The organism is Helicobacter sp. 11S02629-2, from assembly GCF_002272875.1.
Lineage (GTDB): Bacteria > Campylobacterota > Campylobacteria > Campylobacterales > Helicobacteraceae > Helicobacter_I.
In genome coordinates this window covers 246,212-272,245 of record NZ_MLAN01000002.1, presented here as the reverse complement: position 1 = coordinate 272,245, position 26,034 = coordinate 246,212, and the positions used below count along the sequence as shown (strand labels likewise).

Here is a 26,034-nt window from a genome sequence, read left to right as displayed (position 1 = left end):
TTGCTAAAAGCCTTTATAAAGCCACCTAAAAGCTAAACTAAACTTTCAGCATACTCTTGCAAACTTTGCTCTTTAGTTATCCTATCTACTCCAGCCCCACACCAAAGTGACTGATAGTTGCTATCGCCATGGTCTTTGGCTAACTTTCTTAGGCTAGAAGTTGCATAGTACATAAACGGAAAACCTAGATTAAGACTAGCTTCTCTAGAAGAAAGGGCATTTTTAAGACCCCTTGCAGTTTTGCCGGTTATAGATTCACTAAAGTGTGTCTCTTTACCTTTAAGTAAAGCTTCTTTATAACTAGGGTTAGCCTTACTTTCTTTAGTACACAAAAAGCCACTGCCTATCTGCACTCCATCAAAGCCTTGAGTGAGTGCTTCTTTTATATCTTCTTTAGTAACCACGCCACCAGCTAAAACACAAGGCACTTCACTCCCAAGGCTTTTTAGGCTATCTAGTATTTCTAGATTCTCACTATGTGGCAGAGGACTAAAACCGCCTTTATGTCCACCAGCTAAAGCATTTTGAAAAACTACAACATCTGCTTGCTGATGGTTTAGGGCTACTTCTAACTCATAGACTGAGTTTATAGTAGTTAGAATCTTAATCTTATATCTTTTTAAAGCATCTATATGCTCAGGGCTTAGCAGTCCAAAAGTAGTGCTAATACAAGGCACTTTTAAAGTCACAGCCACCTCTATAAGCTCGCTAACTAAAGGTGCTTTTTCTACTACAAAATATTCACTAGGATTTTCTATAAAACCTCTTTCAAGCTCTACTATATCTTTGGGCTTTGCTATCTTGCTTTCTCCATAGTATGTATAGTCTACAAAGATATTAAGTGCAAAAGGCTTAGTAGTCTTTGCTTGGACAGATTTTATAAAGTTGTATGTTTGGGTAAGACTTAGATAGCCAGAAGGGATGGATCCTAAAAATCCACACTCACAAGCTTGTGCTACAAATCCACCATCCACTAAACCGCCAGCCATAGGTGCTTGGATTATTGGGTGTTTAATACTTAAAATTTCGCAAAAGGACTTCATGTAACTTCTCTTTAGTACTTGGATTCTAAAGACTAGCTTTTTAAGCATTACTCATAAAAAGTTAATCTTTACTGTACTTTCACCCTAGCAGTTTTTGTACCATTTCTTAAGTGATCTTAAGTTATCTAGCAAAAAAATATTAAGTTCACTAAAACTTTCCCTTATGCCTTACTAGAATCTAAGTCTTGATCTTCTACATGACTTAAAAGACCCTTCTTAGGACCAGTCTTTCCGTGGCAGTTTTTGTACTTTTTACCACTTCCACAAGGACAAGGATCATTGCGCAAAGTCTTTTTGAAGATATTTTCAGCATCTACATTTAAGATGCCCTGTTTAGATTCTGCTTCCATAGCTTCTAAAAGCTTAGCTTCTTCACTCTTAGCTTCAGCCTCCATTGCTTCATCATCTTGAACTCTAAACTGCACTACTTGCAAGGTCTTATAAGCTTCAAGTTTTATGTTTTCAACTAGCTCTACAAAGAGGTTATAGCTTTCTTTTTTATACTCTACTAGCGGGTCTTTTTGGTTATAGCCACGTAGGCCAATACCCGTTTTTAAGTTATCTATACTATAAAGATGCTCCCTCCAAGCCCTATCAACTACTTGTAGATATATCATCCTTTCTATGTCGTTTCTAGTTTTAGCATCCATGCCAGCAAACTTATCTTCATAGGAATCTTCTAAAACCTTAAGCAAGCTATCACTTATCTTAGTGTAGTCAAGTCCAGCAAGTGAAGAGGCCTCTAAAGCTATGTTGTACTCTTCTTTAAACATCGCACTTAGGGCTTCTAAGTCGTAGTTTTCTAGTACGTCATTTGGATAGATCTTAGCTTTATCAAGTAGCATCTGAAGCGATAAAAGGGCATTATCTTTTATACGCTCACTCATGTCATAGTCCTCTTTTAAAAGCTCATTTCTAAACTTATAGATAACTTTTCGCTGCTCATTACTAACATCATCATACTCTAAGATGTGCTTTCTACTTTCAAAGTGGAGGTTTTCAACTTTCTTTTGTGCTTTTTCAACTGACCTAGTTATAAGACCAGATTCTATATGCTCGCCATCTTTAAGCCCCAAGCGTCCCATAACGCCTTTAAGCTTATCGCTTCCAAAGATTCTAAGTAAAGAATCTTCTAAGCTTAGGTAAAATTGAGACACGCCCGGGTCTCCTTGACGCCCTGACCTACCACGTAGCTGATTATCTATCCTTCTGCTTTCATGTCTTTCAGTACCTATGATATAAAGTCCACCTAGCTCTTTTATCTCTTCACTTAGCTTTATATCAACCCCACGACCTGCCATATTAGTAGCTATAGTTACAGCGCCTTTAAGACCGGCATCTTTTATGATCTCAGCTTCCCTTTGGTGCTGTTTAGCATTAAGTACTGTGTGAGGGATACGCTCTTTTTTAAGCATCTCATGAAACATCTCGCTTCTTTCAACGCTTGCAGTACCTACTAAGACTGGCTGACCTTTAGCATAAAGCTCTTTTATCTTTAAGATAACTGCTTGGAACTTTTCTAGCTCTGTCCTATAAACTAGGTCGTTTAAGTCTTTTCTTTTGATAGGGAGATTAGTAGGTATGCTTACAACTTCTAGTTTGTATATCTCTATAAACTCAGTAGCTTCAGTCTGTGCAGTACCTGTCATACCGCTTAGCTTTTCATACATCCTAAAGTAGTTTTGGAAGGTTATGTCTGCTAAGGTTTGGCTTTCTTCTTTTATATTAACACCTTCTTTAGCTTCTAGGGCTTGATGAAGCCCTTCGCTAAATCTACGCCCTTGAGAAAGACGCCCAGTAAACTCATCTACTATTACTACTTCTCCTTCTTGGACTACGTAGTCTTTATCTTTTATAAACAAAAAGTTAGCTTTTAAAGCTTGGTCTAAGTGGTGAGAAAGGCTTGCGTTTTCTACTGCGTAAAGATTGTCTACTTTAAAAAGACTTTCAGCTTTTTTGATACCTGCTTCTGTAGTTAGTATGACCCTATTTTTCTCATCTATAGTAAAGTCATCTTTTTCTTTCATCTTTTTAGCTACTAAGTCTGCAGTGATGTAGTTTTCCATCTTTTTGTTTAGTGGACCAGATATTATAAGTGGAGTTCTAGCTTCATCTATAAGGATGGAATCAACCTCATCGACGATGGCAAAAAAGTGATGTTTTTGTACTTTTTGATCTAGGCTAAATTTCATATTATCACGCAAGTAGTCAAAGCCAAACTCATTATTGGTACCATAAATGATATTAGATGAGTAGGCTTTTATCCTAGCTTCATCATCTTCTAAGTCATTAGTTATAACCCCTACGCTATAGCCTAGGAAGTTATAAAGTGGAGTCATAGTAGCAGCATCTCTAGCAGCTAGGTAGTCATTAACAGTTACTACATGCACGCTTTTTCCACTTAGGGCATTAAGTATAACTGGCAAGGTAGCAACTAGTGTTTTACCCTCCCCTGTCCTCATCTCAGCGATCTTTCCTTCATGTAAGACCATGCCGCCGATTAACTGCACATCGAAGTGTCTCATACCTAAGATTCTTTCACTTGCCTCTCTAGTGATGGCAAAGACTTCTTCAAGCTTGGAATCTAAAACAGAGTTAACTATCTTTATGTCATCTACTTCTTCTAGCTCCCCTTTAACATGAAGCTTGATATCAAAGAATCTTTGTTGCAAAGCTACGTCATCTAGGGCTTTTAACTCATCTTTATAGCTATTAATCCCTTTTAGCCTAGCGGCGTATTTTTTAAGTAACTTATCATTTCTGGTTCCTAGAACCTTACCTAGCATCGCTTGTAACATGCCTTACCTTTTATACCTAGAGTGAATTTCAATTTTTTATTTTATCGCAAGTATAAGATTTAGTTTATCCTTGGGCGTAGTCTATAGACATAACCAACGCTAGTTAAAGGCACAAACTTAATCTCAAACTTCACATAAGTGTTTTGTATAACTGAGATTTGAGAGTTGCCATCATTTGTAACGTTAGTAAGGATTGGCGTTCTATCACTACCTGCTTTTATAGCCACTCCAAAGCATTTTATATCTTTGTGGATTCCAACTCCTAGGTTCAAGATAGTATTAGTCCTAAAGTCATAGCTTATAAAGCCATCTACTCCAAAGTAGCCAAGATCCCCACCAAAATTAAGCCTTAAGAAATTAGATGCATCAGTTATAGTTCTAGTTAGAGTTAGATTATCTATAGCAAAAGCTGTGTCTCTTTTTAGGTAGTAAGAAATTCCTGCATTCACTCTCTTATTACTATAGTTAGCATTTAAGGCTAGCTCTGTAAAAGCGTTGTAAAAAAAGGAGTAAAAAAAGCTAGTTGATAGATTAAGGCCTGAGATTGGCGAAGTGCCAAGCTTGTTTTCCATAGGCGTTCTAACCGGCGAGATAGTGTCATCAAGATTTAGAATCTGACTTGCCCTCCAGTAAAAAAGCTCTTGACCATTAAGATTATAAAAGTAGTTAGAGAGGTTTAAATCTATTCTAGTATTGCCCGCAAAGACTGATGTAAAAGAGGATGGATCCCATATATCAAAGCGGTTTTGTATAGCTTGAAGTTCATTGGTACCTAAAAGGCTATAAGTCTGGAGTACTTGCTTGCTTAAAAGGCCATTAGTAAAAACTGAGTTTGCAAAAGGTGCACTTAAGTTAAAAGAGGCCTGCAATGCATGGAAGAACTTATTATAATCTCTGCCTATATCAAGGTTAAGCGAGATTCTATAGTTTGCTGCTAGGTAGTTTCCATATCTATTAGTAGCTGGGTCTAATACAAACTCTGAGTTATCCAAAGTATTAAAAGTATAAAGTGGCATTTTATTATTCCCAAAAATATTGCCTGCGTAGATATTTCCTGCATAGACATTAGCCCAGATTCCTAGAGATAAGAACTTATTAAATATAGAAAAGTTCATGCCTAGCGGGATTGAAAGCTCATTAGAAACATAGCTATAGCCTATAGGCCTATAAGTGTTTTTTAGCTGATAGTCTATAGAGTATAAAAGCTCTTTAAAAAAGAGAGATGAGAGGTACTTGTGATACTGCAGATTAGGAAGATTTTGCAAGGTAGTTCTATTATCTGCTATGTTAAAGTTTAAAAAGTACTTAAAGTTTGCACCAAAGTAGTTATCACCTAGCTGGGTGTATAGATTAACCCTTGAAGTGTAAGAAGAAGTATTTAAAAAGTAGTTAAATCTATCAAGACGCATATAGTCAAGGTCGTTCATATAAGCAAAGTCTACATAAAGGCCATTATCTATACTGCTTTTTAAGCCAAGATACTTTTGCATAAAGTTTCTTGCACTAGTTTTTACATCAAAGCCATAGATTTGAGAGTTTACAAGATTAAGATTCCTTACATACTCTGGAGTATTATAAAAATACCTTGCATTTAAGATTAAGTTGTCATGATAGGGTGAAGTCGCCCTAAACTCATAGTTTAGCCCCCCACCTCTATTAGTTCTAACTTGAGGGGTAAAAGTCATATCCCAAAAGTCTTGTAAGGCTAGATAGTAAGGCTGTAAGTAGACAAAACCTTCCGTGCTTGAACTCCCAGTTGTAGGATATAAAAAGCCTGAAGTTCTTTTGTTTTCAGTAGAAAGTCTCATATAAGGAAGATACATTATAGGCACATCGCCAATGTAGATTCTGGCATTCCAAAGTTGGACTATAGACTTGTCTTTGTTAAAACTGCCACTACTTGTATCTATCCTCCAAGCTGGACTTACAACCGAGCAGCTTGAAACTATAGAAGAGTTAAAGCGAAAGACATTTCTATTACTAGCAGCAGCCTTTGCACTCATCCATATACCAGTTGAATTTTCTTGAACATAAAAAGGCTCTATGATGACAAAGTCTGAGTTTAGATAAAAAGTAGCTTGGTTAGCTTGTAAGTAAAGCTGGTCATTTTTATATATTTTTACATTGCCTTGTAGCCTTACAAACTTCGTCTCTGTATTGTAAGTTATCTTATCAGCTAGGGCATAAAGCTCAGTATTCATAACTGAAGCATCTTCACTAGCTATGATGTTATCGCCTTCTCTTGTGATATTTTCCCCTAAAAGCTCAAAAGTTTTTTTCTGCTGCTTGCTTAACTCTAAGTCGCCTACTTTTAGATTCTTACTTCTTTGGTCTTTTTGTGTTTGGCTTATGGAAGGTTTTGCGTTTAAAGTATGTGCATCTTTTTGCTTAGACTGATTTAAAAGAGGACTATTTATATGGGGAAGTAAGGGGCTAGAGGCTGTGTCATCCACCCCACAAGTAGAAGAATCTAGAGGGCTAAAACTGCCTAGAGGGCTAGAATCTTTATTTAAGTTAGCAGTATCTTTAAGACTAGCTGCAAGACTTAGTGAGATAAAAAAAGCTACACAAAGTAAGGTAGCGCTAAGTCTTCTAATTATTAATGACAATACAAGAACTCCATCTGTCATGTAAAGTGCGTTTAAACTTATCAAATGGGGCAAATATAAAAGAGATGTAAAAAGTCTTACCTAAGATGTAGTTTATGACTGATCTTGTGATAGCTTGAGTAAGTCTAGGCTTATCAAAGTAAGTAGAATCTACGACCTTAGCCTTCACCAAAAGAAGCCCTAAAGATGCCCCATAAAGATATAAAAATAAGCTGTTATATATCACATCAACCACAAAAAGCATGATTATATACCAAAGCACAACTCCTAAGGCCTCACTTAGCTGACTGGCAAGCTTTATTTGAGCACTAGTAGATGCTGCATTGCTAGTGCCACTTTTAGCGTCAATCTCAGATTGAACCTTTAAGTCAGCACTTATACTAGAGATAGATGCTATTGCGGTATTAATCCTTTCTTTTTGTGCACCACTAAGCATTAAAGAAGTGATGAATGAAACTATTATCACATCGACTATAAGGGCTAGTATCCTCTTAGGAAAAGATGCTAAAGTTAGCTTTTCTCTAAAAAGGGCTTTTTCTAATACTTCGTCTTTTTTTGTCACTATGTTTTCTTTGATTTTAGATTATTTAAGATTCTAAGCTAGACCTTGAAAGGCTATATCTTTTCTTATGTGTTTTCCTTCAAAGTCTATCTTTGAAGCGATTATGTAGGAATTATCCCTAGCTTCTTTTAGACTTTTGCCACAACCTATAGCAAGACATACTCTCCCACTTCCTGCATAAAGCTTATCTCCTTCTACAAAAGTGCTAGCATATGCCACGTAGCCAAGGCTTTTCTCAAAGTCTCCTATGCTCATAGGTGTTTTAGAATCTGCTTTATAAGGATAGCTTTTAGACGCACAAACTACACAAACTTGAAAGCTGTCATTAAACTCTATCTTTGGTAAGTTTTTAGATTCTACTCCTAAAAGCACATCTAAAAGCGGGGTTTTAAAAGAAGGTAAAAGTATCTCACACTCTGGGTCTCCAAAACGCACGTTATACTCTAGCAAGTAAGGCTCGCCACCAACTACCATGATACCGGCAAATATAACACCAACGTAAGGATGTCCTTCTTTTTTTAAAGCATCAAAAGTTGGCTTTAAGATCTTAGATTCTATCTTTTGTATTAAGGCTTTATCACAAAGAAAAGAAGGTAGTGGAGAGTAAGCACCCATACCCCCAGTATTAGGTCCTTTGTCGTTATCAAGCAATCTTTTATGGTCTTGGCAAGGAGGAAGCGTTACAAAACTTTCGCCATCACTTAAAGCAAAGACTGAAAGCTCATAGCCTTTTAAAAACTCCTCTATAACTACGCACTTTCCAGCCTCACCAAAAAGCTCCCCACTAAGCATAGCTTTTAGCTTAGTCTTAGCCTCACTTTTAGAATCTAGTATCAGCACACCTTTACCTGCACAAAGTCCACTTGCTTTTAGCACTATTACATCACTTTCTTTAAAGTTAGATTCTATAAAGTTAGCTCCAGTCTCATAGCTGGTGGTTTTAAAGTATTTTGCAGTTGGCACGCCAGCTTTTGATACAAAGTCTTTCATATAAGACTTATCGCCTTCTAGCTTTGCGTTTTGCTTATCTATACCAAAGACTTTTATGCCTTTAGTTCTTAAAAAGTCACTTAAGCCCAAAACACAAGGTAGCTCTGGCCCTATGATTACATAATCTATATTGTTTTGTTTTATATTATTTAGTAGTTCTTCGTTTGTAGAATAGGCAAAAGATTTAGCAGCCAAAAAAAGACTTGCAGCCTCAGACTTAGGAGAAAAGTATATATCACTTACTCTAGTGTCTTTTTTTAAAGCTAGCCCTAAAGAGTACTCTCTACCCCCATTACCTATTATCAATATATTCATTATTTATAAACCTAAGTATTTTTTAACCCAAAAGGCCGTTACTTTATGTCTAATGCCTAAGCCCAACAAGACTACGACATTTTAGGTAAAAACAGGCTAATTAGGCGCTAGATTCTAACCCTGTTAGGGGCTTCAAGAGCAAGCTTCTAACGAAAATGCGACACACATAACCATCAAGTTTCTACCAGGTAAAGGTATTATAAACGGACTGGCAAAAATGATAAAGACCACGAACCTTCTAGGCGACATAATTATAGCAATGTATTTTGTTATATACAGCACATAATAGGCAAGCTTAGCTTCCTTTACGCTTTGCTTTAAATAGCAATTTTAAATCTTTTAAGAAGCATCGTGCATGCTAGGGTAGTTTTATCGCCTTACTTTATCTTTTAACATTGCTCTATCATATACTAGGAGATACCTTTGCACTAGGTGCCTTACACTAAACACCCTCGCACTAAAAGTAATCTAGGCTGCAAGCAAACTAATATTTTTTAATTTGACTCATTACTAGCTATGCTTAGAATCTCTTTTACAACATTAGGATCATCTAAGGTTGAGATATCTTGAGTTATAGCCTCTCCTCTTGCAATAGACCTTAAAATACGTCTCATTATCTTGCCACTTCTAGTTTTAGGAAGCCCCGGCACATACATGATATCATCAAGCTTAGCGATATTTCCTATCTCAGTTGAGATTATGTTATTTATCTCTTTTAAGTGTTCAACGCCCTCACCTAGGTTACAACTTGCACCATTTTGAAGCACCACAAAAGCAAAAAGACTTTCACCTTTTATAGGGTTTTGCTTACTTACTACAGCACTTTCTGCAACAGCTGGATGTTTGGCTATAGCTGCTTCAACTTCAGCAGTGCCAAGTCTATGTCCACTAACATTAACCACATCATCAGTCCTTCCTATGATGGTTATATAGCCTCTATCATCATACATAGCAGCATCACCTGAAAAATAAACTGGCTTGCCGTCTTTTTTAGCCTGAGAGAAGTAGCTTGATACATATCTATCTGGATCTCCCCATATAGTTCTTATCATAGAAGGCCAAGGCTTAGTTATACAAAGTAAGCCTTGCTCTCCGGGCTCTTTTTTATTACCTTCTTCATCTATAACTTCTGCCATGATTCCAGGGAGTGGCAAGGTAGCACAGCCCGGTTTTAGTGGGGTAGCTCCCGGAAGTGGAGTTATCATATGTCCACCTGTTTCAGTCTGCCACCAAGTATCAACTATAGAACATCTTCCTCCACCTATAACTTCTCTAAACCACTTCCACGCAGTTGGGTTTATAGGCTCGCCAACAGTTCCTAGCACTTTTAGGGAACTTAAGTCGTACTTTTGAGGTTCATTAGGCCCTTCAGCATGAAGCATCCTTATAGCCGTAGGAGAGGTATAAAACTTATCTATCTTATAGTGTTCTATCATCTGCCACCATCTTCCATAGTTTGGATAGCCCGGTGTTCCTTCATAGATAAGAGTAGTTGCCCCACAAGCTAGAGGACCATATACTATATATGTATGACCAGTTATCCAGCCAACATCAGCCGCACACCAATAGTTATCATTATCCCTGATATCAAAGACCCACTCCATAGTAAGCTGGGCTTGAAGCATATAACCAGCTGTGCTATGCTGCACACCTTTTGGCTTACCAGTGCTTCCACTTGTGTAAAGTAAAAAAAGTGGATCATCACTATCCATCATCTCTGGCTCACACTTACTAGATTCGTTTTCTACCATCTCGCTATAGATAAAGTCACGGCCTCTAACATAGTTTATATCTTGATGGTTTCTTTCAACGATTAACACTTTTTGCACGCTTGGGCAGGCGTCATTTTCAAGTGCCTTATCAACGCTTGGTTTTAGCATATAAGGCTTACCTTTTCTAAAGGCTCCATCAGCAGTTATGACTAACTTAGCCTCTGCGTCGTTAATCCTATCTCTTATAGCTTCTGGACTAAAGCCTCCAAAAACTACTGAGTGTATAGCCCCGATACGAGCACAAGCTAGCATCATGATAGCAGTTTCTGGAATCATAGGCATATAGATAACTACCCTATCGCCTTTTTTGATGGCAAACTGATTTTTAAGTAGGTTTGCAGTCCTATTAACCTCATCATAAAGCCTTCTATAAGATATGGCCTTATAGTCTCCCATCTCACCTTCAAAGATGATGGCGACTTTGTTTTTCTTATCTTCTAAGTGCCTATCTAAGCACTGCACACTTGCGTTAATCTTACCGCCTTCAAACCACTTATAAAACGGTGCCTTGCTAGAATCTAAAGTCTTAGTAAAAGGCTTATACCATGTAAGCTTTTCTTTAGCTAAATCCCCCCAAAACTTTTCATAATTCTCATCTGCGTCATAGCACAAGTCATCATATTCGCACATATTTTTGATGCGGGCTTTCTTTGCGAACTCTCTATTTGGTTTGAATATTGTCTGTGCAAATTCTAAGTCATTATCTATATTTTCCATAAATTAACTCCTTGGTATCACTTAAGTCTGTTTAACTATAAACAAACTTTATTGCAGGTGGGGTTATAGGCTTGTCTAATGGGGGATTTTTAGGCTTTAATAGTTACTTTTTTAAACATTTTTAGCTTTAAATATTAAAATGAGCAAATATGTAACGTTTTTTATTGACGATTCTAAGCAGGATAAAAAGCCTAAAATAAACTTTGTAACTTTTTTTCTGTGTAAATCTAGACTAATCTCTATAAAACTAAAATCATCAAGAATCTAATATAATAGTTTGTATCAAAATATACAGTTTAACTCCCAACTTAAGGTAGCTTTCATGCAAACTCACAATCTCCAAAAAATCGCAGATGAACTAAGGATGCTTTGTGCTGACATGGTACAAAACGCAAACAGTGGCCACCCCGGTGCCCCTTTAGGGCTAGCTGATCTAGCTGTAGTTTTAAGTAAACATATAAATGTAGATGTAGAAAACACGACATGGCTAAATAGAGACAGACTAGTTTTTAGTGGTGGGCACGTAAGTGCTTTAATATATGCACTTTTGCATCTTTGGGGCTTTGAAGTATCTTTACAAGACTTAAAAGAGTTTAGAAAGTTTGGCTCCTTAACTCCGGGTCATCCTGAGTATAAACACACTCCGGGCATTGAGATAACTACTGGTCCACTAGGTCAAGGTATAGCTAATGCTGTAGGTTTTGCTATGGCAGCAAAAAGAGCACAAAATCTATTAGGAGACTTAATAGACCATAAAGTGTATTGCTTTTGTGGGGATGGCGACTTAGAAGAGGGCATAAGCTATGAGGCAACTTCACTAGCAGGTCACTTTAAGCTTGATAACTTAGTCTTAATCTATGATAGTAACAACATAAGTATAGAAGGAGATGTAAGCATCACTTTTAGCGAAGATGTTGAAAAAAGATTCCTTGCAGTAGGCTTTGATGTTATTAAAATTAATGGGCATGATTTTGATGAGATAGATAAGGCTTTTGAAGCTACCAAAAAAGCTACCAAACCAACTTTAATAATCGCAAAAACTATCATTGGCAAAGGTGCAGTTGGGCTTGAAGGTAGTCATAAAACCCATGGTGCCCCACTAGGCATGGAAGTCATAGCTAAAAGCAAGCAAGCCTTAGAGTTAGCAAACGCTAGCTTTAATGTGACTTCAGCTTCTAGGGCTTTTTTTGATGGCGTTAGGATGAGAGGTGCTAGGGCTTATGCTATATGGAGAAAAAAACTTATAACTGGCGATAAAGAAAAACTTACCCTTTTAGAATCTTTGCAAAATCCAGACTTTAGCAAGCTAGAGTTTAAAAGCTATGAAGTAGGTAAGTCTTTAGCTACAAGGGTTAGTAATGGTGAGATACTAAATGCTATAAGTGAGTTTGACTTAGGCTTTATAGGTGGTAGTGCAGACCTAGCCCCAAGTAACAACACAACTCTTTTTAAAACAGGCAGCTTCCCAGAGGGTAATAATATGCACTTTGGTATAAGAGAGCACGCCATGGGGGCTATAAGTAATGCTTTTGCAAACTATGGAATCTATAGGCCTTTTTGTGCGACCTTTTTTGTCTTTAGCGACTATCTAAGTCCAAGTATAAGGATAGCTTCTATCATGAAGGCTAAAGTTTTATACGTCTTTACTCATGACAGCATAGGTGTTGGCGAAGATGGACAAACCCACCAGCCAATAGAGCAACTAACTCACTTTAGAGCCATGCCTAATCTTATCACGTGGCGTCCATGCGATGCTAATGAAAACATAGCTTGCATGAAAGTAGCCCTAAGCTTACAAGCACCTAATATGTTTGTGTTAAGTCGCCAAAACCTAGAAGTACTAGAGATGCCAAGCCTTGAAAATGTAAGTAATGGTGCTTATATAAAAGCTAAGGCTAGCAAGATTCCAACACTTAGCTTACTAGCTAGTGGAAGTGAAGTAGAGCTTTGCTTAAAAGCACAAAAAGTCTTAGAGACTGAAGGCATCTCTACTCAGGTTGTAAGCATGCCTAGTTTTGATCTTTTCTTAGAATCTAGCAAAGAGTATAAAAAAGAGCTATTTAAAGATTCTAAAGTGCTAGCAGTTGAAGCTTTAAGGGGCTTAGAGCTTTATGCTTTGGCTGATGATGTCTTAAGTATGGAAAGCTTTGGGGCTAGTGGCAAAGGTGATGTACTCTTTAAACACTTTGGCTTTAGTGTAGAAAACGTAGTCAAAAAAGCAAAAACGCTTTTAGGCTAACTTTAAAAATATGGATTTGGGATGCCACTAACATGTGGCTACCTCTTAGCTTCTTTTAAGTTTTAGATAATACCCTTTGTTAAACAAAAACTTTTACAAACTCCTTTTTAATCATAAAAACACTAAAACTAGCCTTTATAAAGTAAAACATAAAGCTACTTTAAAAATCTATTTTATAAATTTTATAAAGATTAAGATTCCCTTTTAACTAAACCTCTTACAATCCCAAAACATACATCCATGCATTAGAAATAAAAGCACTTATAAAAGGTCATATAGAGTTCATCAAAGTAAAAAACAAAAACATACAAAAAGAGGCCAAGTATGAAAAAAGTAACTAAGATTATCATAGCAGCTAGTTTGGCACTAAGCCTAGGTAGCATGGCAACTGCAGCAGAAGTAACTCCATCTAATCACCAAAGTAATGCAATAAATGGTATGAAGTTTACCGTAGGTGGTGGTATAGGAGGAGGATTTAACACAGAAAAAGTACCAGAAGGTGTAAGATTTTCTGGAGCTGGGGCTAATGCTAAGTTAAGTCTAGGTACTGCACTTTTTACTACTACTCCTAATAGCACTTTAGGACTTAGGGCAAGTGTTGGAGTAGGTGCTTATAGTATGCAACAAGCCTTTGTCCCTCAGTACTTTGTAAACTTAGACTTTGTACAAGCCTTTGATGTAGGTGATGGTTTTATAAAGATAGGTTATATAGTAGGAGCAGGTCTTGCTATAAGGACTAATGATAATGTAGCTGCAACTACTCAAAGTAGTGGGGCACTTCAAGGAAGTGTAATAGGCGCTGCTTCACTAACTGATCTTGTAAATACTCTTCCTAGCTTACAAAATGCACTTAATCAAGCAAGACAGAATCAACAAAATGCACAAAATGCTTTTAATAGTGCACAGAATAATGTAACCAATATACAAAGTCAAATAGACGCTTTAAACAGAAATGCCCCTCGCAGGGACCTTTGGAACTCCTCTTGTGCTACTAGCATAGGCGGTTGTTATGCAGGCTTTAGCCAACTAGACAGAATAGATAAGCAGATAAAGGATCTAAACTTACCAGGTGCACAAGATGCTAAGAACCGTGCACAAAATGCACTTAATCAAGCAAACCAAGCCTTAAATCAAGCCCAAGCTGCTTTTAATGGCAATAGAAATGCCCAAGTAAGCCAAGCTACAAGTGATATAAACAATATAGCAAACCAGATAAATAGCCTAGTAGGTCAAGCAAGCTCTGCACTAAGCCTTAATAACCTTGCCCAAGCTTCTTCTAATCTAGCCCAAGCAGTTAGAGCAGTAAATAACGCTAATGATCCAAGAAATATAGGACAAAGCTTAGTCAATCAAGGAGTAGGTGATAGAAATGCTTTTAATCAAAGTCTAACAAACTTGCAAAATGCACAAACTAGCCTTGCAAACATTAGTCAAAGGATAGTAGACGCACAAAACAGACCTACTCCTCCAGCTAGTGGAAACACAGGCACTGCAGGAACAAGCATAGGTGGTAATAATCTAAATGGCTTAGGTGGTCTTAGTGGCTTTGGTAATAATGCAACTAACTCAGATATAAGTCCACTTGACCTAGCAACATTAATCGCTTATCTTAATAGTAGAAATAACAGACGCATAGAAGCAGCTTCAACAACTAAACCTAGCTTTATACCAAGTACTGCTAGTGTGCTTCCAACTATAAAGTTTGGTCTTATAGCTTTTATAGGACAAAATCAAAGTGTATCTTTAGAGTATCAATACTACTTTAGAAATAGCACTAATGCCCTTGCAAGTAGTGATATAACCCTAAACTATACTTACTACTTTGGTGGCAATAACTAACTTTAGCAAGGAGTGATTAGGATTTAGATTCTATAAATTTATAGAATCTATTTTTTATCTAAGGCTAAAAACCTAGCCTTAGATACTCCCCTAGACACTTGCTCTTAAATACTTGCCCTTAAATACTTGCACTCCCTTTTAATATATCAGATACCAAAAAGCTAAGCTCTAAGGCTTGGATGGCATTAAGCCTTGGGTCACACTGAGTTTTATAGCTTTTATGCAAGATATCATCGCTTATCTCTTGTAAGCCACCTATGCACTCTGTGACGTCTTGACCAGTCATCTCAAGATGAAGCCCCCCAGGGATGCTGCCATTTTGCCTATGAATCTCAAAAAAGCTTTTTATCTCACTTACGACATCTCCAAAGTCTCTAGTCTTATAACCGCTGCTTGAAGTCTTAGTATTACCATGCATTGGATCACAGCTCCAAAGTATCTCTAGCCCATAGCCTTTTATGGAATCTAAAAGGGCTGGAAGTCTATCTTTTATCTTCTCGCTTCCCATGCGCACTATTAGATTAAGTCTACCGCTTTCATTGCGTGAGTTTAGCTTTTCACAAAGTCCTAGGATGTCTTCTTTAGTGGCATTAGGCCCGATTTTTACACCTATAGGGTTGTGAACTCCTCTTAAAAACTCAACATGTGCATGATCAAGGTCACGCGTCCTTTCACCTATCCAAAGCATATGTGCACTACAGTCATACCACTTACCACTTAGGCTATCTTGACGTGTCAAAGCCTCTTCGTAGTTTAAAACCAAGGCTTCATGAGAAGTATAAAAGTCTACTTCCCTAAGTGCTGAGTTATTCTCACTTGAGATTCCACAAGCTTCTAAAAACTTTAAAGACTTAGTTATCTCATCAGCTAGCAAAGTAAAGCGCTTGCCAAAGTTGTTATTGTGCACAAACTCTAGATTCCACTTATGCACTGAAGCAAGGTCTGCGAAGCCTCCTTGAGCAAAAGCTCGCAAAAGATTAAGCGTGCTTGCACTTTGGTTATAACCTCTTAAAAGCTTTTCTGGGTCTGGCTCCCTTGCATTTAAATCTTGCTCATTGATAAGATCACCTCTATAACTAGGATAAGTTACCCCATCAATAATCTCTGTATCACTTGATCTCGGCTTTGCAAACTGTCCTGCAAGACGCCCTACTTTTATAACTGGATAGCTTGAAGCAAAGGTTAGTATGACGCTCATTTGAAGGATGATCTTAAACATATCTCTTATATTATTAGCACTAAACTGAGAAAAGCTCTCAGCACAATCACCCCCTTGAAGTAAGAAAGCCTTGCCTTTAGAAGCCTTAGCAAAACCACTTCTTAGCTTATCAGCCTCCCTTGCAAAAACTAGTGGAGGATAGCTACTTAGTATCTCTTCTACTTTTTTTATGTGCTCTTTATCCTTATAGGTAGGATGCTGCTTTATAGGGAAGTCTCTCCATGTACTTTTAGTCCAACTCATATTTATCCTTTTTGTATTATTCATTCATATTTGGGTAGCTGCCTAGCCACTTTAGCTCATCTTTTCTTTTCTTAAAAACCCTATCCACGTTAGCATCATATCTATGACCATGGAAGTCTATATAAAAGCCAAAGCTAAAGTCGCCATTAGCACTAATAGGTCTTGAATCTATCTTGGTTAGATTTATACCTTCAAAAGCAAAATCTTGCATCAACCTTAAAAGCCCCCCAGTTTCATAAAAGTCTTTGATGGTTGCAAAAACTGAAGTTTTACTGTTTTCACTAGGTTTGTTTTCAAAGTCGCTTACTATGATAAATCTAGTCTTATTTTTAACATTAGATTCTATATTTTCAAACATTATAGGTAAGTCATAAAGCTTAGCGGCGATTTTAGAACATATAGCTGCTCCTTGCTTGTCTTCTTTAGCAAGCTTGGCTGCTGAGGCAGTTGAGTTAGTATAAACTTGCTCGATATTAGTAAGTGAGTAGTCTTTTAAAAACTTAGAACACTGACCAAAAGCTATATCTTTAGAATAGATTCTTTTTATGCAATCTAGTCTTTCACAAGTACTCCCAAAGCTATGATGTATAGGCAAGGTAAGCTCTGAGATTATCTTATACTCACTTTGGGCTAGTAAGTCTATAGTCTCTCCTACCATGCCATTAATGTTGTTTTCCAAAGGCACTACACCGTATTTTGCATTTTTTTGTATCAAAGCATCAAAGACTGCACTAATATTATTAAGTGCGTAGTAAGTGCTTAAAGGGCCAAATCTATCTTCAGCAGCCTGATGCGTATAGCTTCCTATAGGTCCTAAAAATGCTACTTTTTGAGGTGACTCTAGATTCCTTGAAATAGCAAAGATTTCATAAAAGATAGCTTCTATACTTGCAAGATTAAGATTATTAAGCTTTGCTTTTTCTCTTAAAGATTCCAAACGGCCAATTATCTCTCTTTCTCTTTCAGGGCGATAGATACTAGCTTGATTAGCAAGCTTTGCTTTGCCCACTTCAGAAACATAATCTAGCCTTTTATCTATAAGCCTTAAAATCTCGCTATCTATAGAATCTATATTAGCCCTTAGTTCATTTAAAGTCTCTTCTAACGTCTTACTCCCTTTATCCATCTTTCCCACCTTTAGTATCTTCTTTACTAGCATCTAGTAATAAAAGCTCATCTTCTATAAGCTCTTCAAAACTCTCCCTATGTCTTATCAAAAAGTCTTTGCCACCTTTTAGTGCCACTTCTGCTGGGCGAAGCCTTGAGTTATAGTTACTACTCATAGAGTAGCCATAAGCCCCTGCACTCTTTATAGCTAGCAAGTCACCACTTTGACAAGATTCTAGTTCTATATCTTTAGCTAAGTAGTCCCCACTTTCACAAATAGCCCCTACTACATCGCACTTTGAGGTCTCTTTAGATGTAGGATTTATCACTTCTATCTTATGTTTAGCTTTGTATATGCTTGGGCGTATAAGGTCATTCATAGCAGCATCTACTATGACAAAACGCTTCCCACAGTTTTCTTTTTCATATAAGACACTAGTTAATAATACCCCGGCATTGCCCACTAAAAAACGTCCGGGCTCTGTAAGGATGGAAAGATCTAAAGGCTTAATAATACTAACTATATGTTTTATATACTCATGCAAATTAAAAGGCACTTCATCAGTATAAGTGATACCATAGCCCCCACCTATATCAAAAAACTTTAAAGGCAGACCTAGTGATAAAAGCCCTTTTGCAAGCTCTTTTATCTTCAAAGCAGATTCTATAAGTGGGGCACTATCAAGGATTTGCGATCCGATGTGAAAGTGCACTCCTACTGGGAGTAAGTGCTCGCTTTTATGTGCGTGCATATAAAGCTTAAAAGCACTCTTGCTATCTATGCCAAATTTATTAGAACTAAGACCTGTTGAGATATAAGGGTGGGTTTTAGCATCCACATTTGGATTAACACGTAAAGAGATTCTAGCTTCTACACCAAGCTCTTTTGCCACTGCTTCTACTAAAAAAAGCTCGCTTTCACTTTCTACATTTAAGAATAATATATCAGCCTTCAAAGCCTCTTCTATCTCTTTAAGCGTCTTTCCTACGCCACTAAAGATGATTTTATACTTTGGTATACCAGCTAATAAAGCACGCCTTACTTCATGAAAGCTAACACAGTCTGCCCCACTCCCAAGGCTTGCTAAGTGGCGTATAAGTGTTAGGTTTGAGTTAGCTTTTAAGGCATAACAAATTAGGCTTTTATAGCCTTCAAAGCAGTCTTTTAGTGTCGTATAACTTGCAGTTATGGAATCAAAGTCATACACATAAAGCGGTGTGCCGTACTTTTTAGCAAGTTGTGCGTAGCTTAGCATGTTAGTTTGCCTTTCTAGTTTGGGGTAGTTTGGACTTGCAAATCTTAAAATTGTGATTTTTGCTTGGTTATTTTAGCTGATGATTTGCATGTTTTAGGGCTTATGGCACATAGCTAGGTTTTATAAGCTATCAATTTTGCCACTTGTTTATTTGCTTAATTGCTTGCATTCTCATAAATATACTTTAATTAGAATAACTTTAGCTATGACTAAGTTTTAAGATATTAGAATGACACAAGGCATAAGCCTAAATATCACAACTCAAATCTCAAAGGAAGAATCATGAAAGCTACTAAAACTGTATTAGCAGGCATTCTTTTACTAGGCGTAATGGGAACTTTTGCAGCAGCTAATGAAGCTCCGGCTGTATTTAACAAATGTAAAATCTGCCACGGCGTAGATGGCAAAAAAATGGCTCCAGGTGCTAAAGCTCTAATAGCAGGACTACCTAAAGATAAACTACTTAGAGACCTAAAAGGCTATAAAGCTGGTACTGCTCATAATGGCGGTAACTCTAAAATAATGTACGCTCAAATGAGAAACGTAAGTGATGCAGATATAGAAGTACTAGCTGACTACATCTCAAAACTACCAAAATAGTTAATAAGCAAAGTCAAGCTACTATTAAGATTCTAGATGTCTTTAATAACATTAAATGAAGGTGATTTTAGACATAATTTAGAATTGTTTAAAACCCATGTAAAAAACATATCTAACAGTAAAGCAGAAGTAGGCATAGTCTTAAAAGACAACGCCTACGGACATGGACTGCAAGAGATGAGTTTGCTAGCCCAAAAAGCTGGTATAAAAAACGTCTTTGTCAAAAACTTCACAGAAGCTAAGCTTATAGCCTCTAGCTTTGAAAACGTTACTTTCTTTTATGGTCTTCCAAAAGAAAAGATAAAAAACATCTACACAACCCTCCACAGCCTTGATAATCTAGCCAAGATAGAATCCTCCATAGGCGATATAAGCGACTTAAACGTAGAACTTAAAGTAAACATAGGTATGAATAGAAATGGCATAGAGCCTAAAGACCTAGCTAAGTGCATAGATTCCATCCTTAGTAAAAAAGTAAACCTTATAGGTGTTTTTGGACATAATGGATATGGGGATTGTAGTGATGAAGATGAGTTTAATCTAGAAGTAAAAAAGTTTAATGAAGTCAAAGAAGAAGTAGCTTACTTAAGTAAAAAGCAAGGCTTTAAGCTGCCACGCTTTCATTCATTTAACACAGCTTGTACTTTAAGGGCAAAAAGATATGATGATGACTTAGTGCGCATAGGCATGGGGCTTTATGGCTATGCTGATTTGATGCATACTTTAGCTAGCAAGCTAAGACCTATCTTAAAGCTTTATGCACATAAGATCTCAACTAAGCTTTTAAGCAAGGGTGATAAGGTAGGCTATAACGGAATCACTAAGATAAAAAAGATCTGTGATGTAAGTACTTATGATATAGGCTATGGTGATGGGCTCTATAGGACTAATGGTAATAGAATCTTGCTTCTTCCAAATGGCAATGAAGTCTTACCTATAAGCTCTATGGACTGCTTTTCAACTTATGGAAGCGAAGAGTGTATCTGCGTGATGGATAATGCAGTAAGTGTAGCAGAGGCCTTTGATACTATCCCTTATGAAGTCTTAACTAGGCTTTCTTCTTTCATACCACGACAGATTATTTAATAAACTACACCAAAAAAAGTAAGGAAGACTTACATGCGAAAAGTGCCTTTAGAGATATTTCCAGCTATTGATATTTTAGATTCCAAAGCGGTGCGTTTAAGCAAGGGTGAAAAAAATAGCGCTAAAGTTTATGGAAGCCCTTTGGAGTTTGCCAAGATTTTTAAAAGTTTTAATGCAAGGTGGGTGCATATAGTAGATCTTGATGCAGCTTTTAGTGGGAAAGTGACTAATCTTGAAACTATAAAAGACATAGTCAAAGAGACCAAGCTAAAAGTGCAAGTTGGCGGGGGGATAAGGGATGAAGATTCCATAAAACGCTATATTGACCTAGGTGTCTCAAGGGTGATACTAGGCTCAGTAGCACAAAAAGACCCAGACTTTGCCAAAAAGATGGCAGAAAAATACCCCGTAGCCATAGGCATAGATGCAAAAGATAATAAAGTGGCAACGCATGGTTGGATAGAGACTAGCACTACTTCTGCCCTAGACTTTGCTAGCCTTTTTAAAGGCTCTAAAGTAGAAGCTATCATCTGCACTGATGTTAGTAAAGATGGCTTATTAAGTGGTATAAACCTAGACTACACCAAAGCTATAGCTAATAAAAGTGGAATCTTTACCATAGCAAGTGGCGGCTTTAAAGATAAAAGCGATATAGAAAAGCTAGTAGAGTGTGAAGAAGTAGGTGGAGTTATAGTAGGTAGGGCATTTTATGAGGGCACTATAGATCTAAAGAGTATCATTTAGGTAATGTAAATATGATACAATTCAAACAAAACCATACATATAGGAGTGGCTGTTGAAATTGCTAATAGTTGATGATAGTTCTACAATGAGAAGAATTATAAAAAACACTCTCCAAAGACTAGGATATGAGGATATTTTAGAGGCAGAGCACGGAGCTGACGCTTGGAATCAGCTCTCCACGGTAGATGGCATACAAGTCTTAATAACAGACTGGAATATGCCTGAGATGAACGGCTTAGAGCTTGTCAAAAAAGTTAGAGCTGAGCCAAAGTATAAAAACATTCCCATCATTATGGTAACTACAGAAGGTGGAAAAACAGAAGTTATAGCAGCACTTAAAGCTGGCGTTAACAACTACATAGTTAAGCCTTTTACTCCACAAGTCTTAAAAGAAAAGCTTGAAGTAGTACTTGGCATACATGAAGGATAAAAGCTTAGTTATAAACACTAATCTAAAAGATTATTAGTCCCCTTTCAAAGCAAGAAGAGGAAACCCAATCTATCACTTAGCCTTATAAGCCTTACCCCCGCTTTTTACACTTAATCTCTTTTTTTGATTTTCTTATCTTAGTAAGCCCTAATTTTGTGGCTTACTTTTTTAAAATCACATATGTGTAATGGCATAATCACCCTTCCTAAGCTAATTACTAAATAGTCTTATCGCCATAAACATCACCACACAAGTCTTTAAATAAAAGATCTTACTCTCCACTTCCTCTAATGTAATCCCTAAATGCAGCGCCCATAAACTTATTAGCTAAGATAGTATTCACCAAACTTTAAGATTCCAAAAGAAAGGCTACTTATGAAAGATAGTTTTAGCTTTATAAAAACTTGTAAAAGCAAAGATAGGACTTTTATCATAACTTTTAAAGCCCTGCTTTGTGGGAAGGATCTAAGCTTAAGCATCTATGGTGGCGATAAACCTCATATAGGTGCTTCAAGCCTAGCTTTTTTAAATCCAAAGACTAAAGATATAGAAGTAAAAACTATAGAGATTCCAACTCACAAAGAAGCCCTGCTTTCAGAAAAGCTTGCCCTTAGTCTTTCTCAAAGCTTAAAAGTAAGCGTAGAGGTAAACTGCGGGATACATCTTGATAGTATAGAAAAAAGCACCATAGATGATATATGCACTATAGTCTTAGAAAGTGATAAAGAAGTGATTAGGCTTTATAAATCATTTTGTATAGGCAGCAATTAGTGAGAATGAAAAAAGTTTTGGGATAGAAACTAAAATATATAATTGCCCTACCTACTACATACTTTCTAGAACATGATAGAGTAAAGATTGCCACACGTCAACAACCATATGCTTTTTTTACTATCAAATCACAAAATAACTAGCTATAAAAATAATCGCTTATAAATCAAAAAAGCACTTATCTACACTTTAGCATTAGCAGCGGTTTCTTTCATCTTTAAGGCAGCTGAGATAGTATTAGCTATCACTTTTTTATGACCGGGGTTTTTGTTTTCTAGCTCTTGTCCAAAAAGGGCTACTGCGTCTGTGTCCCAGTAAGGAGACTTAGCAAGGCTAGTTACACTTTCTAACCACAAGTCTATATGATGTTCATCATAGCGCACATACTTAGACCTAAACACACTTAGCAAAGATTCCAAGTCCTCTTTACTATGTATGCCCCCACTAACTTCATGAAAGTCTTTTAAGGTCTGTTCTTTAGGTGTGGATGAAGAGCTTAAAAAAGCATAGTAAACTATCCCAAAGATGATAACTGGTATAAGCATAAAAGCAGATATCAGCCAGCTTGTGAAGTAAAAATACGCTCCATACATTTTATATCCCCTTTATACTTTAAAAACTACTAGCTTACTTAGTCCAAAACCCACTACAACATAAACTATGCCCGCTAGCACTTGGGCTATGTAGACATTTACACCTAACTCTAAAGCAACTTTTAGCATTATAATATTTGCAAGCCACGCTATGCCCATAGATATTACAAAGACAAAAAAGTTAGCCTTTTTCTTAAAAGTAAAAAAGCTATTTAATATATAAGAAACAACTATGCCAACAACGTAGCCTATAATATTTGCAATGTAGGGATTAACCTTAAGATAGGTTAGCAAAAAGATAAGTCCAAAACCTACAAAGGTGTTTATAACACCAACTATTAAGTAGCGTATAAGATAGCCAAGTCCTTTATGCTTTAAAAGTTCTTTTATATTCATAGAAACTATTTCAACATAGCCCAATTTTCACCAATTGAGGCATTACATACAAGAGGCACTCTTAGCTTGTAGATATTACTCATGATATCTTGGATATGTTTAGCAACTATAGAAGCCTTACTTTTATCTACTTCAAAGACTAACTCATCATGGATTTGTAAAAGCATGCTAGCTTCTAGTTTAGATTCTATAATCTTGTTCATACTTAGTTTTATTAAGTCAGCCGCACTTCCTTGAAAGAGGGCATTAACCCCCTCCCTTAGGTAGTTAGCCCTTTCAAACTCACTAGCATGACTAAAGTCAAAGTAGCGTTTTCTACCTAGCAAAGTATAAGTGTAGCCCTTTTCTAGTATCTCTTCTTTTAAGCCATTAAGGTAGTTTTTAACAGTTGGGAACTTTGCAAAGTAGCTTTCTATATAGCCTTTAGCTTCAGCTTGAGTTATGCCAAGGTTACTAGCAAGCCTCCTAGCCCCCATTCCATAAATCAGCCCAAAGTTTATACTTTTAGCGATATGACGCTTTTCTTTAGCCTCTCCTTCGCCAAAGATAAGCATAGCACTTTGAAAGTGTATATCTTTGCCTTCTAAGAAGGCTTTAACTAGGCTTGGGTCTTTGCTAAAGTGGGCTAGTAGTCTAAGCTCTATTTGAGAGTAGTCTAGGCTTAAAAGCGTCTTATTAGATTCTCTTGCTACAAAGCCTTCTCTTATCTTGCGTCCTAGCTCAGTTTTAACAGGGATGTTTTGTAGATTTGGATTTTTACTTGCAAGACGCCCAGTTGCTGTGCCAGTTTGTATAAACTGAGTGTGTATAACTGAAGTTTTCTCACTTAAAAAAGGCTCTAAGTAAGTACTAGTTAGCTTAGTTAGCTCTCTATATTCTAATAGATAAGGAATCATAGGATGGGCATCAAGCAGGCTTTTTAAGCTTTCTTCATCAGTACTAAAGCCAGTCTTAGTTTTTTTAGTACTTTTTAGCCCAAGCTGGACGTAAAGCACCTCGCCTAGTTGCTTTGTAGAGTTTATGTTAAAAGGAGTTGGGCTTAAGGCGTGTATCTTTTCAGTTAAGACTTTTAGTCTTTCATTAAGCTCATCTAAAAACTTTTGAAAGTAGGCTTTATTAATATGGATTCCAAGTTGTTCCATACTCATGATAGTTTTTATAAAAGGAAACTCTAAAGTATAGGCTAAGTCCAAAAGAGGCTTTTCTAAAAGACTTGCTAGCTTCTTAAAAAGCACTAAAGTAGCTAGTGCATCTTCACCTGCATAGCTGCTTGCTTCAGTCACCTCTATGGTAGAAAAGTTTTTATCTTTAGACTTTTTGTTAAAAAGGCTTTCAAACTTTATCATCTCATGATTAAAGTAACGAAGCATACACGCATCTAACCCAACATACCCAGCAGGGTCAAGCAGCCAAGCTAGTATCATAGAATCTTGAACTACGCCTTCATAAACTAGCTTAAAGTTAGATTCTATAACTTCTAAGTCAAACTTGAGATTATGGCCAATTAATGGATGGGCAAAGATAGTTTTTAGTGCCCTTAGCAAGGCCTCTTTTGATATCTGTGCTGGCACACCTAAGTAAGAGTGCTTATAAGGCACATAGTAGCCTATATCACTAGTTGCAAAGCTAAAGCCTACTAGCACATCTTCTCTTACATTAAGCCCGGTTGTTTCTATATCAAAAGCTATAGGCATAGTTATAGGGATAGAATCTAAAAGACTAAAAAGCTCGCTTTCTTCTAAGATAAGCTTAGTTTTTAAGACAAAACTTGAAGGGCTTTTAGGTTTAGGCGTGCTAGATTCCAAGCTATCTTCGCTAAAAAGGCTTTCACTTACTTTTTGTGCTTTTATGGGTGTGCTTTGAGTTTTTTCTATAGTTTGTAGTACTTTTTTTAAATCGTACTTTATAAGCTCATCTTTTATCTTTAAGAGAGGATTAGGCGTATGTTTTAGCTCTAAGTGCAGCTCTAAGTCTTTTTTTAAAGTAACTAGCTCTCTACTTAAAAAGGCTGTGTCTTTCCCTTCAGCTATCAAGCTAGCAGTTCTTTTACCAAAGATAGATTCTAAATCGTTGCATGCATAAAGCTCTTCTAAGCTTTTAAACTTTTCTAAGATCTTCAAAGCTCCTGTAGGCCCTATGCCTTTTATACCCGGGATATTATCACTGCTATCGCCTACTATGCTTTGATAGGTTATAAACTCATCTGGGGTTACTTTAAACTTCTCAAAGCACTCTTTTTGGTGTATATCTATCTTTTTAGTTGGGTCATATAAGTAGATGTCATCTGTGATTAGCTGATAGAGGTCTTTATCACTGCTTACTATTTCTACCTTATGACCTTTTTTGGAGTAGCTACTAGCAAGGCTTGCTATGACGTCATCTGCCTCATATCCTTCAGCTTGTGCTAGGTTTAAGTCCATCTTGCCTATCCACTCTATAGCTACGCTAAGCTGCTCTTTTAAGTCTTGTGGTGCTTCTTTTCTATTAGCCTTATACTCAGGGAATAGCTCTTTTCTTAAAAGGCGGCTTTTAGATTCCAAAGCAAAGATGGTGTAGCTTTCTTCATCTTTAAATATATTGTTTAGCAAGTTCGCAAAGCCAGTTAGTAAGCCAGTAGGAAAGCCATCTTTGTTGACTAGCTTAGGTATGGCATAGTAACTTTTGAAAAAAAAGCCAAAAGTATCTATTAGGATTATCTTTTTCAT

General features: G+C 36.9%; 19 protein-coding genes. 7 read left to right on the top strand and 12 right to left on the bottom strand.

Annotation, left to right across the window (positions count from 1 at the left end; translation table 11 throughout):
- Positions 1-32: 32 nt before the first annotated feature.
- The 6 genes from BKH40_RS02635 to acs all read right to left on the bottom strand — a co-directional run bounded on the left by BKH40_RS02635 (position 33) and on the right by acs (position 10,806).
- A complete protein-coding gene (locus BKH40_RS02635) occupies positions 33-1,043 on the bottom strand; it encodes a nitronate monooxygenase (RefSeq protein WP_180675076.1) in 1,011 nt (336 codons plus the stop codon).
- Positions 1,044-1,204: 161 nt separating this feature from the next.
- Positions 1,205-3,841 (bottom strand): preprotein translocase subunit SecA, encoded by a 2,637-nt coding sequence (secA, locus tag BKH40_RS02630; RefSeq protein WP_095276701.1) that lies wholly within the window; start codon positions 3,839-3,841, stop codon positions 1,205-1,207.
- A gap of 59 nt (positions 3,842-3,900) precedes the next feature.
- Entirely contained in the window at positions 3,901-6,450 is a 2,550-nt protein-coding gene (gene lptD / locus BKH40_RS02625) for an LPS assembly protein LptD (RefSeq protein WP_257842482.1), read from the bottom strand.
- Positions 6,434-7,012, bottom strand: coding sequence for an RDD family protein (locus tag BKH40_RS02620; protein WP_180675074.1), 579 nt, complete (start codon positions 7,010-7,012; stop codon positions 6,434-6,436). The genes lptD and BKH40_RS02620 overlap by 17 nt, the downstream gene beginning before the upstream one ends.
- Positions 7,013-7,045: 33 nt before the next feature.
- Positions 7,046-8,317, bottom strand: coding sequence for a phosphoribosylamine--glycine ligase (purD, locus tag BKH40_RS02615; RefSeq protein WP_095276698.1), 1,272 nt, complete (start codon positions 8,315-8,317; stop codon positions 7,046-7,048).
- A gap of 494 nt (positions 8,318-8,811) precedes the next feature.
- Entirely contained in the window at positions 8,812-10,806 is a 1,995-nt protein-coding gene (gene acs / locus BKH40_RS02610) for an acetate--CoA ligase (RefSeq protein WP_095276696.1), read from the bottom strand.
- Positions 10,807-11,095: 289 nt separating this feature from the next.
- Here acs and tkt point away from each other — a divergent pair, with 289 nt between their 5' ends.
- Entirely contained in the window at positions 11,096-13,045 is a 1,950-nt protein-coding gene (gene tkt, locus BKH40_RS02605) for a transketolase (protein WP_257842486.1), read from the top strand.
- A gap of 324 nt (positions 13,046-13,369) precedes the next feature.
- Positions 13,370-14,884: a hypothetical protein gene (locus BKH40_RS02600; RefSeq protein ID WP_095276693.1), complete on the top strand. Its 1,515-nt coding sequence runs from the start codon at positions 13,370-13,372 to the stop codon at positions 14,882-14,884.
- A gap of 118 nt (positions 14,885-15,002) precedes the next feature.
- On the opposite strand, the gene BKH40_RS02595 is transcribed toward BKH40_RS02600, so the two are convergent.
- From BKH40_RS02595 to lysA, 3 genes are read right to left on the bottom strand one after another with little or no spacing between them, the layout of a single operon-like run.
- Positions 15,003-16,346, bottom strand: a complete 1,344-nt coding sequence (locus BKH40_RS02595; RefSeq protein ID WP_095276691.1) for a 3-deoxy-7-phosphoheptulonate synthase class II — start codon at positions 16,344-16,346, stop codon at positions 15,003-15,005.
- 16 nt (positions 16,347-16,362) lie between these two features.
- On the bottom strand, positions 16,363-17,472 hold the full coding sequence (locus BKH40_RS02590) for a bifunctional chorismate mutase/prephenate dehydratase (protein WP_095276689.1): 1,110 nt from the start codon (positions 17,470-17,472) through the stop codon (positions 16,363-16,365).
- Positions 17,465-18,709 (bottom strand): diaminopimelate decarboxylase, encoded by a 1,245-nt coding sequence (gene lysA / locus BKH40_RS02585; protein WP_095276687.1) that lies wholly within the window; start codon positions 18,707-18,709, stop codon positions 17,465-17,467. Before lysA ends, BKH40_RS02590 begins: the two co-directional genes overlap by 8 nt.
- A 282-nt stretch (positions 18,710-18,991) precedes the next feature.
- On the opposite strand from lysA, the gene BKH40_RS02580 reads away from it, so the two are divergent.
- The 5 genes from BKH40_RS02580 to BKH40_RS02560 all read left to right on the top strand — a co-directional run bounded on the left by BKH40_RS02580 (position 18,992) and on the right by BKH40_RS02560 (position 22,340).
- On the top strand, positions 18,992-19,309 hold the full coding sequence (locus BKH40_RS02580) for a c-type cytochrome (protein ID WP_095276685.1): 318 nt from the start codon (positions 18,992-18,994) through the stop codon (positions 19,307-19,309).
- A gap of 36 nt (positions 19,310-19,345) precedes the next feature.
- Positions 19,346-20,395 carry an alanine racemase gene (locus BKH40_RS02575; protein WP_095276683.1) on the top strand — a complete coding sequence of 350 codons (1,050 nt, stop codon included), beginning with the start codon at positions 19,346-19,348 and terminating at the stop codon, positions 20,393-20,395.
- Positions 20,396-20,428: 33 nt separating this feature from the next.
- Positions 20,429-21,139, top strand: a complete 711-nt coding sequence (gene hisA, locus BKH40_RS02570; protein ID WP_095276682.1) for a 1-(5-phosphoribosyl)-5-[(5-phosphoribosylamino)methylideneamino]imidazole-4-carboxamide isomerase — start codon at positions 20,429-20,431, stop codon at positions 21,137-21,139.
- A 52-nt stretch (positions 21,140-21,191) separates the two neighbouring features.
- Positions 21,192-21,569, top strand: coding sequence for a chemotaxis response regulator CheY (locus BKH40_RS02565; protein ID WP_095276680.1), 378 nt, complete (start codon positions 21,192-21,194; stop codon positions 21,567-21,569).
- 375 nt (positions 21,570-21,944) lie between these two features.
- Positions 21,945-22,340 carry a hypothetical protein gene (locus BKH40_RS02560; protein ID WP_095276679.1) on the top strand — a complete coding sequence of 132 codons (396 nt, stop codon included), beginning with the start codon at positions 21,945-21,947 and terminating at the stop codon, positions 22,338-22,340.
- Positions 22,341-22,522: 182 nt separating this feature from the next.
- Here BKH40_RS02560 and BKH40_RS02555 read toward each other — a convergent pair whose 3' ends face one another.
- Genes BKH40_RS02555 through polA form a run of 3 tightly spaced genes read right to left on the bottom strand, consistent with a single transcriptional unit; the run spans position 22,523 to position 26,034 of the window.
- Positions 22,523-22,933, bottom strand: coding sequence for a hypothetical protein (locus BKH40_RS02555; protein ID WP_095276677.1), 411 nt, complete (start codon positions 22,931-22,933; stop codon positions 22,523-22,525).
- 12 nt (positions 22,934-22,945) lie between these two features.
- Complete coding sequence (locus tag BKH40_RS02550; RefSeq protein WP_095276742.1) at positions 22,946-23,329, bottom strand: GtrA family protein; 384 nt, start codon at positions 23,327-23,329, stop codon at positions 22,946-22,948.
- 5 nt (positions 23,330-23,334) lie between these two features.
- Positions 23,335-26,034 carry a DNA polymerase I gene (polA, locus tag BKH40_RS02545; protein WP_095276676.1) on the bottom strand — a complete coding sequence of 900 codons (2,700 nt, stop codon included), beginning with the start codon at positions 26,032-26,034 and terminating at the stop codon, positions 23,335-23,337.

Bases quoted from the DNA above. Each gene is read 5' to 3' on its own strand.
- BKH40_RS02560 (WP_095276679.1), top strand. From the start codon at position 21,945: ATGAAAGATAGTTTTAGCTTTATAAAAACTTGTAAAAGCAAAGATAGG.
- purD (WP_095276698.1), bottom strand. From the start codon at position 8,317: ATGAATATATTGATAATAGGTAATGGGGGTAGAGAGTACTCTTTAGGG.
- BKH40_RS02590 (WP_095276689.1), bottom strand. From the start codon at position 17,472: ATGGATAAAGGGAGTAAGACGTTAGAAGAGACTTTAAATGAACTAAGG.
- BKH40_RS02575 (WP_095276683.1), top strand. From the start codon at position 19,346: ATGTCTTTAATAACATTAAATGAAGGTGATTTTAGACATAATTTAGAA.
- acs (WP_095276696.1), bottom strand. From the start codon at position 10,806: ATGGAAAATATAGATAATGACTTAGAATTTGCACAGACAATATTCAAA.
- BKH40_RS02635 (WP_180675076.1), bottom strand. From the start codon at position 1,043: ATGAAGTCCTTTTGCGAAATTTTAAGTATTAAACACCCAATAATCCAA.
- polA (WP_095276676.1), bottom strand. From the start codon at position 26,034: ATGAAAAAGATAATCCTAATAGATACTTTTGGCTTTTTTTTCAAAAGT.
- BKH40_RS02555 (WP_095276677.1), bottom strand. From the start codon at position 22,933: ATGTATGGAGCGTATTTTTACTTCACAAGCTGGCTGATATCTGCTTTT.
- secA (WP_095276701.1), bottom strand. From the start codon at position 3,841: ATGTTACAAGCGATGCTAGGTAAGGTTCTAGGAACCAGAAATGATAAG.
- BKH40_RS02580 (WP_095276685.1), top strand. From the start codon at position 18,992: ATGAAAGCTACTAAAACTGTATTAGCAGGCATTCTTTTACTAGGCGTA.
- BKH40_RS02550 (WP_095276742.1), bottom strand. From the start codon at position 23,329: ATGAATATAAAAGAACTTTTAAAGCATAAAGGACTTGGCTATCTTATA.
- BKH40_RS02600 (WP_095276693.1), top strand. From the start codon at position 13,370: ATGAAAAAAGTAACTAAGATTATCATAGCAGCTAGTTTGGCACTAAGC.
- lysA (WP_095276687.1), bottom strand. From the start codon at position 18,709: ATGCTAAGCTACGCACAACTTGCTAAAAAGTACGGCACACCGCTTTAT.
- hisA (WP_095276682.1), top strand. From the start codon at position 20,429: ATGCGAAAAGTGCCTTTAGAGATATTTCCAGCTATTGATATTTTAGAT.
- BKH40_RS02595 (WP_095276691.1), bottom strand. From the start codon at position 16,346: ATGAGTTGGACTAAAAGTACATGGAGAGACTTCCCTATAAAGCAGCAT.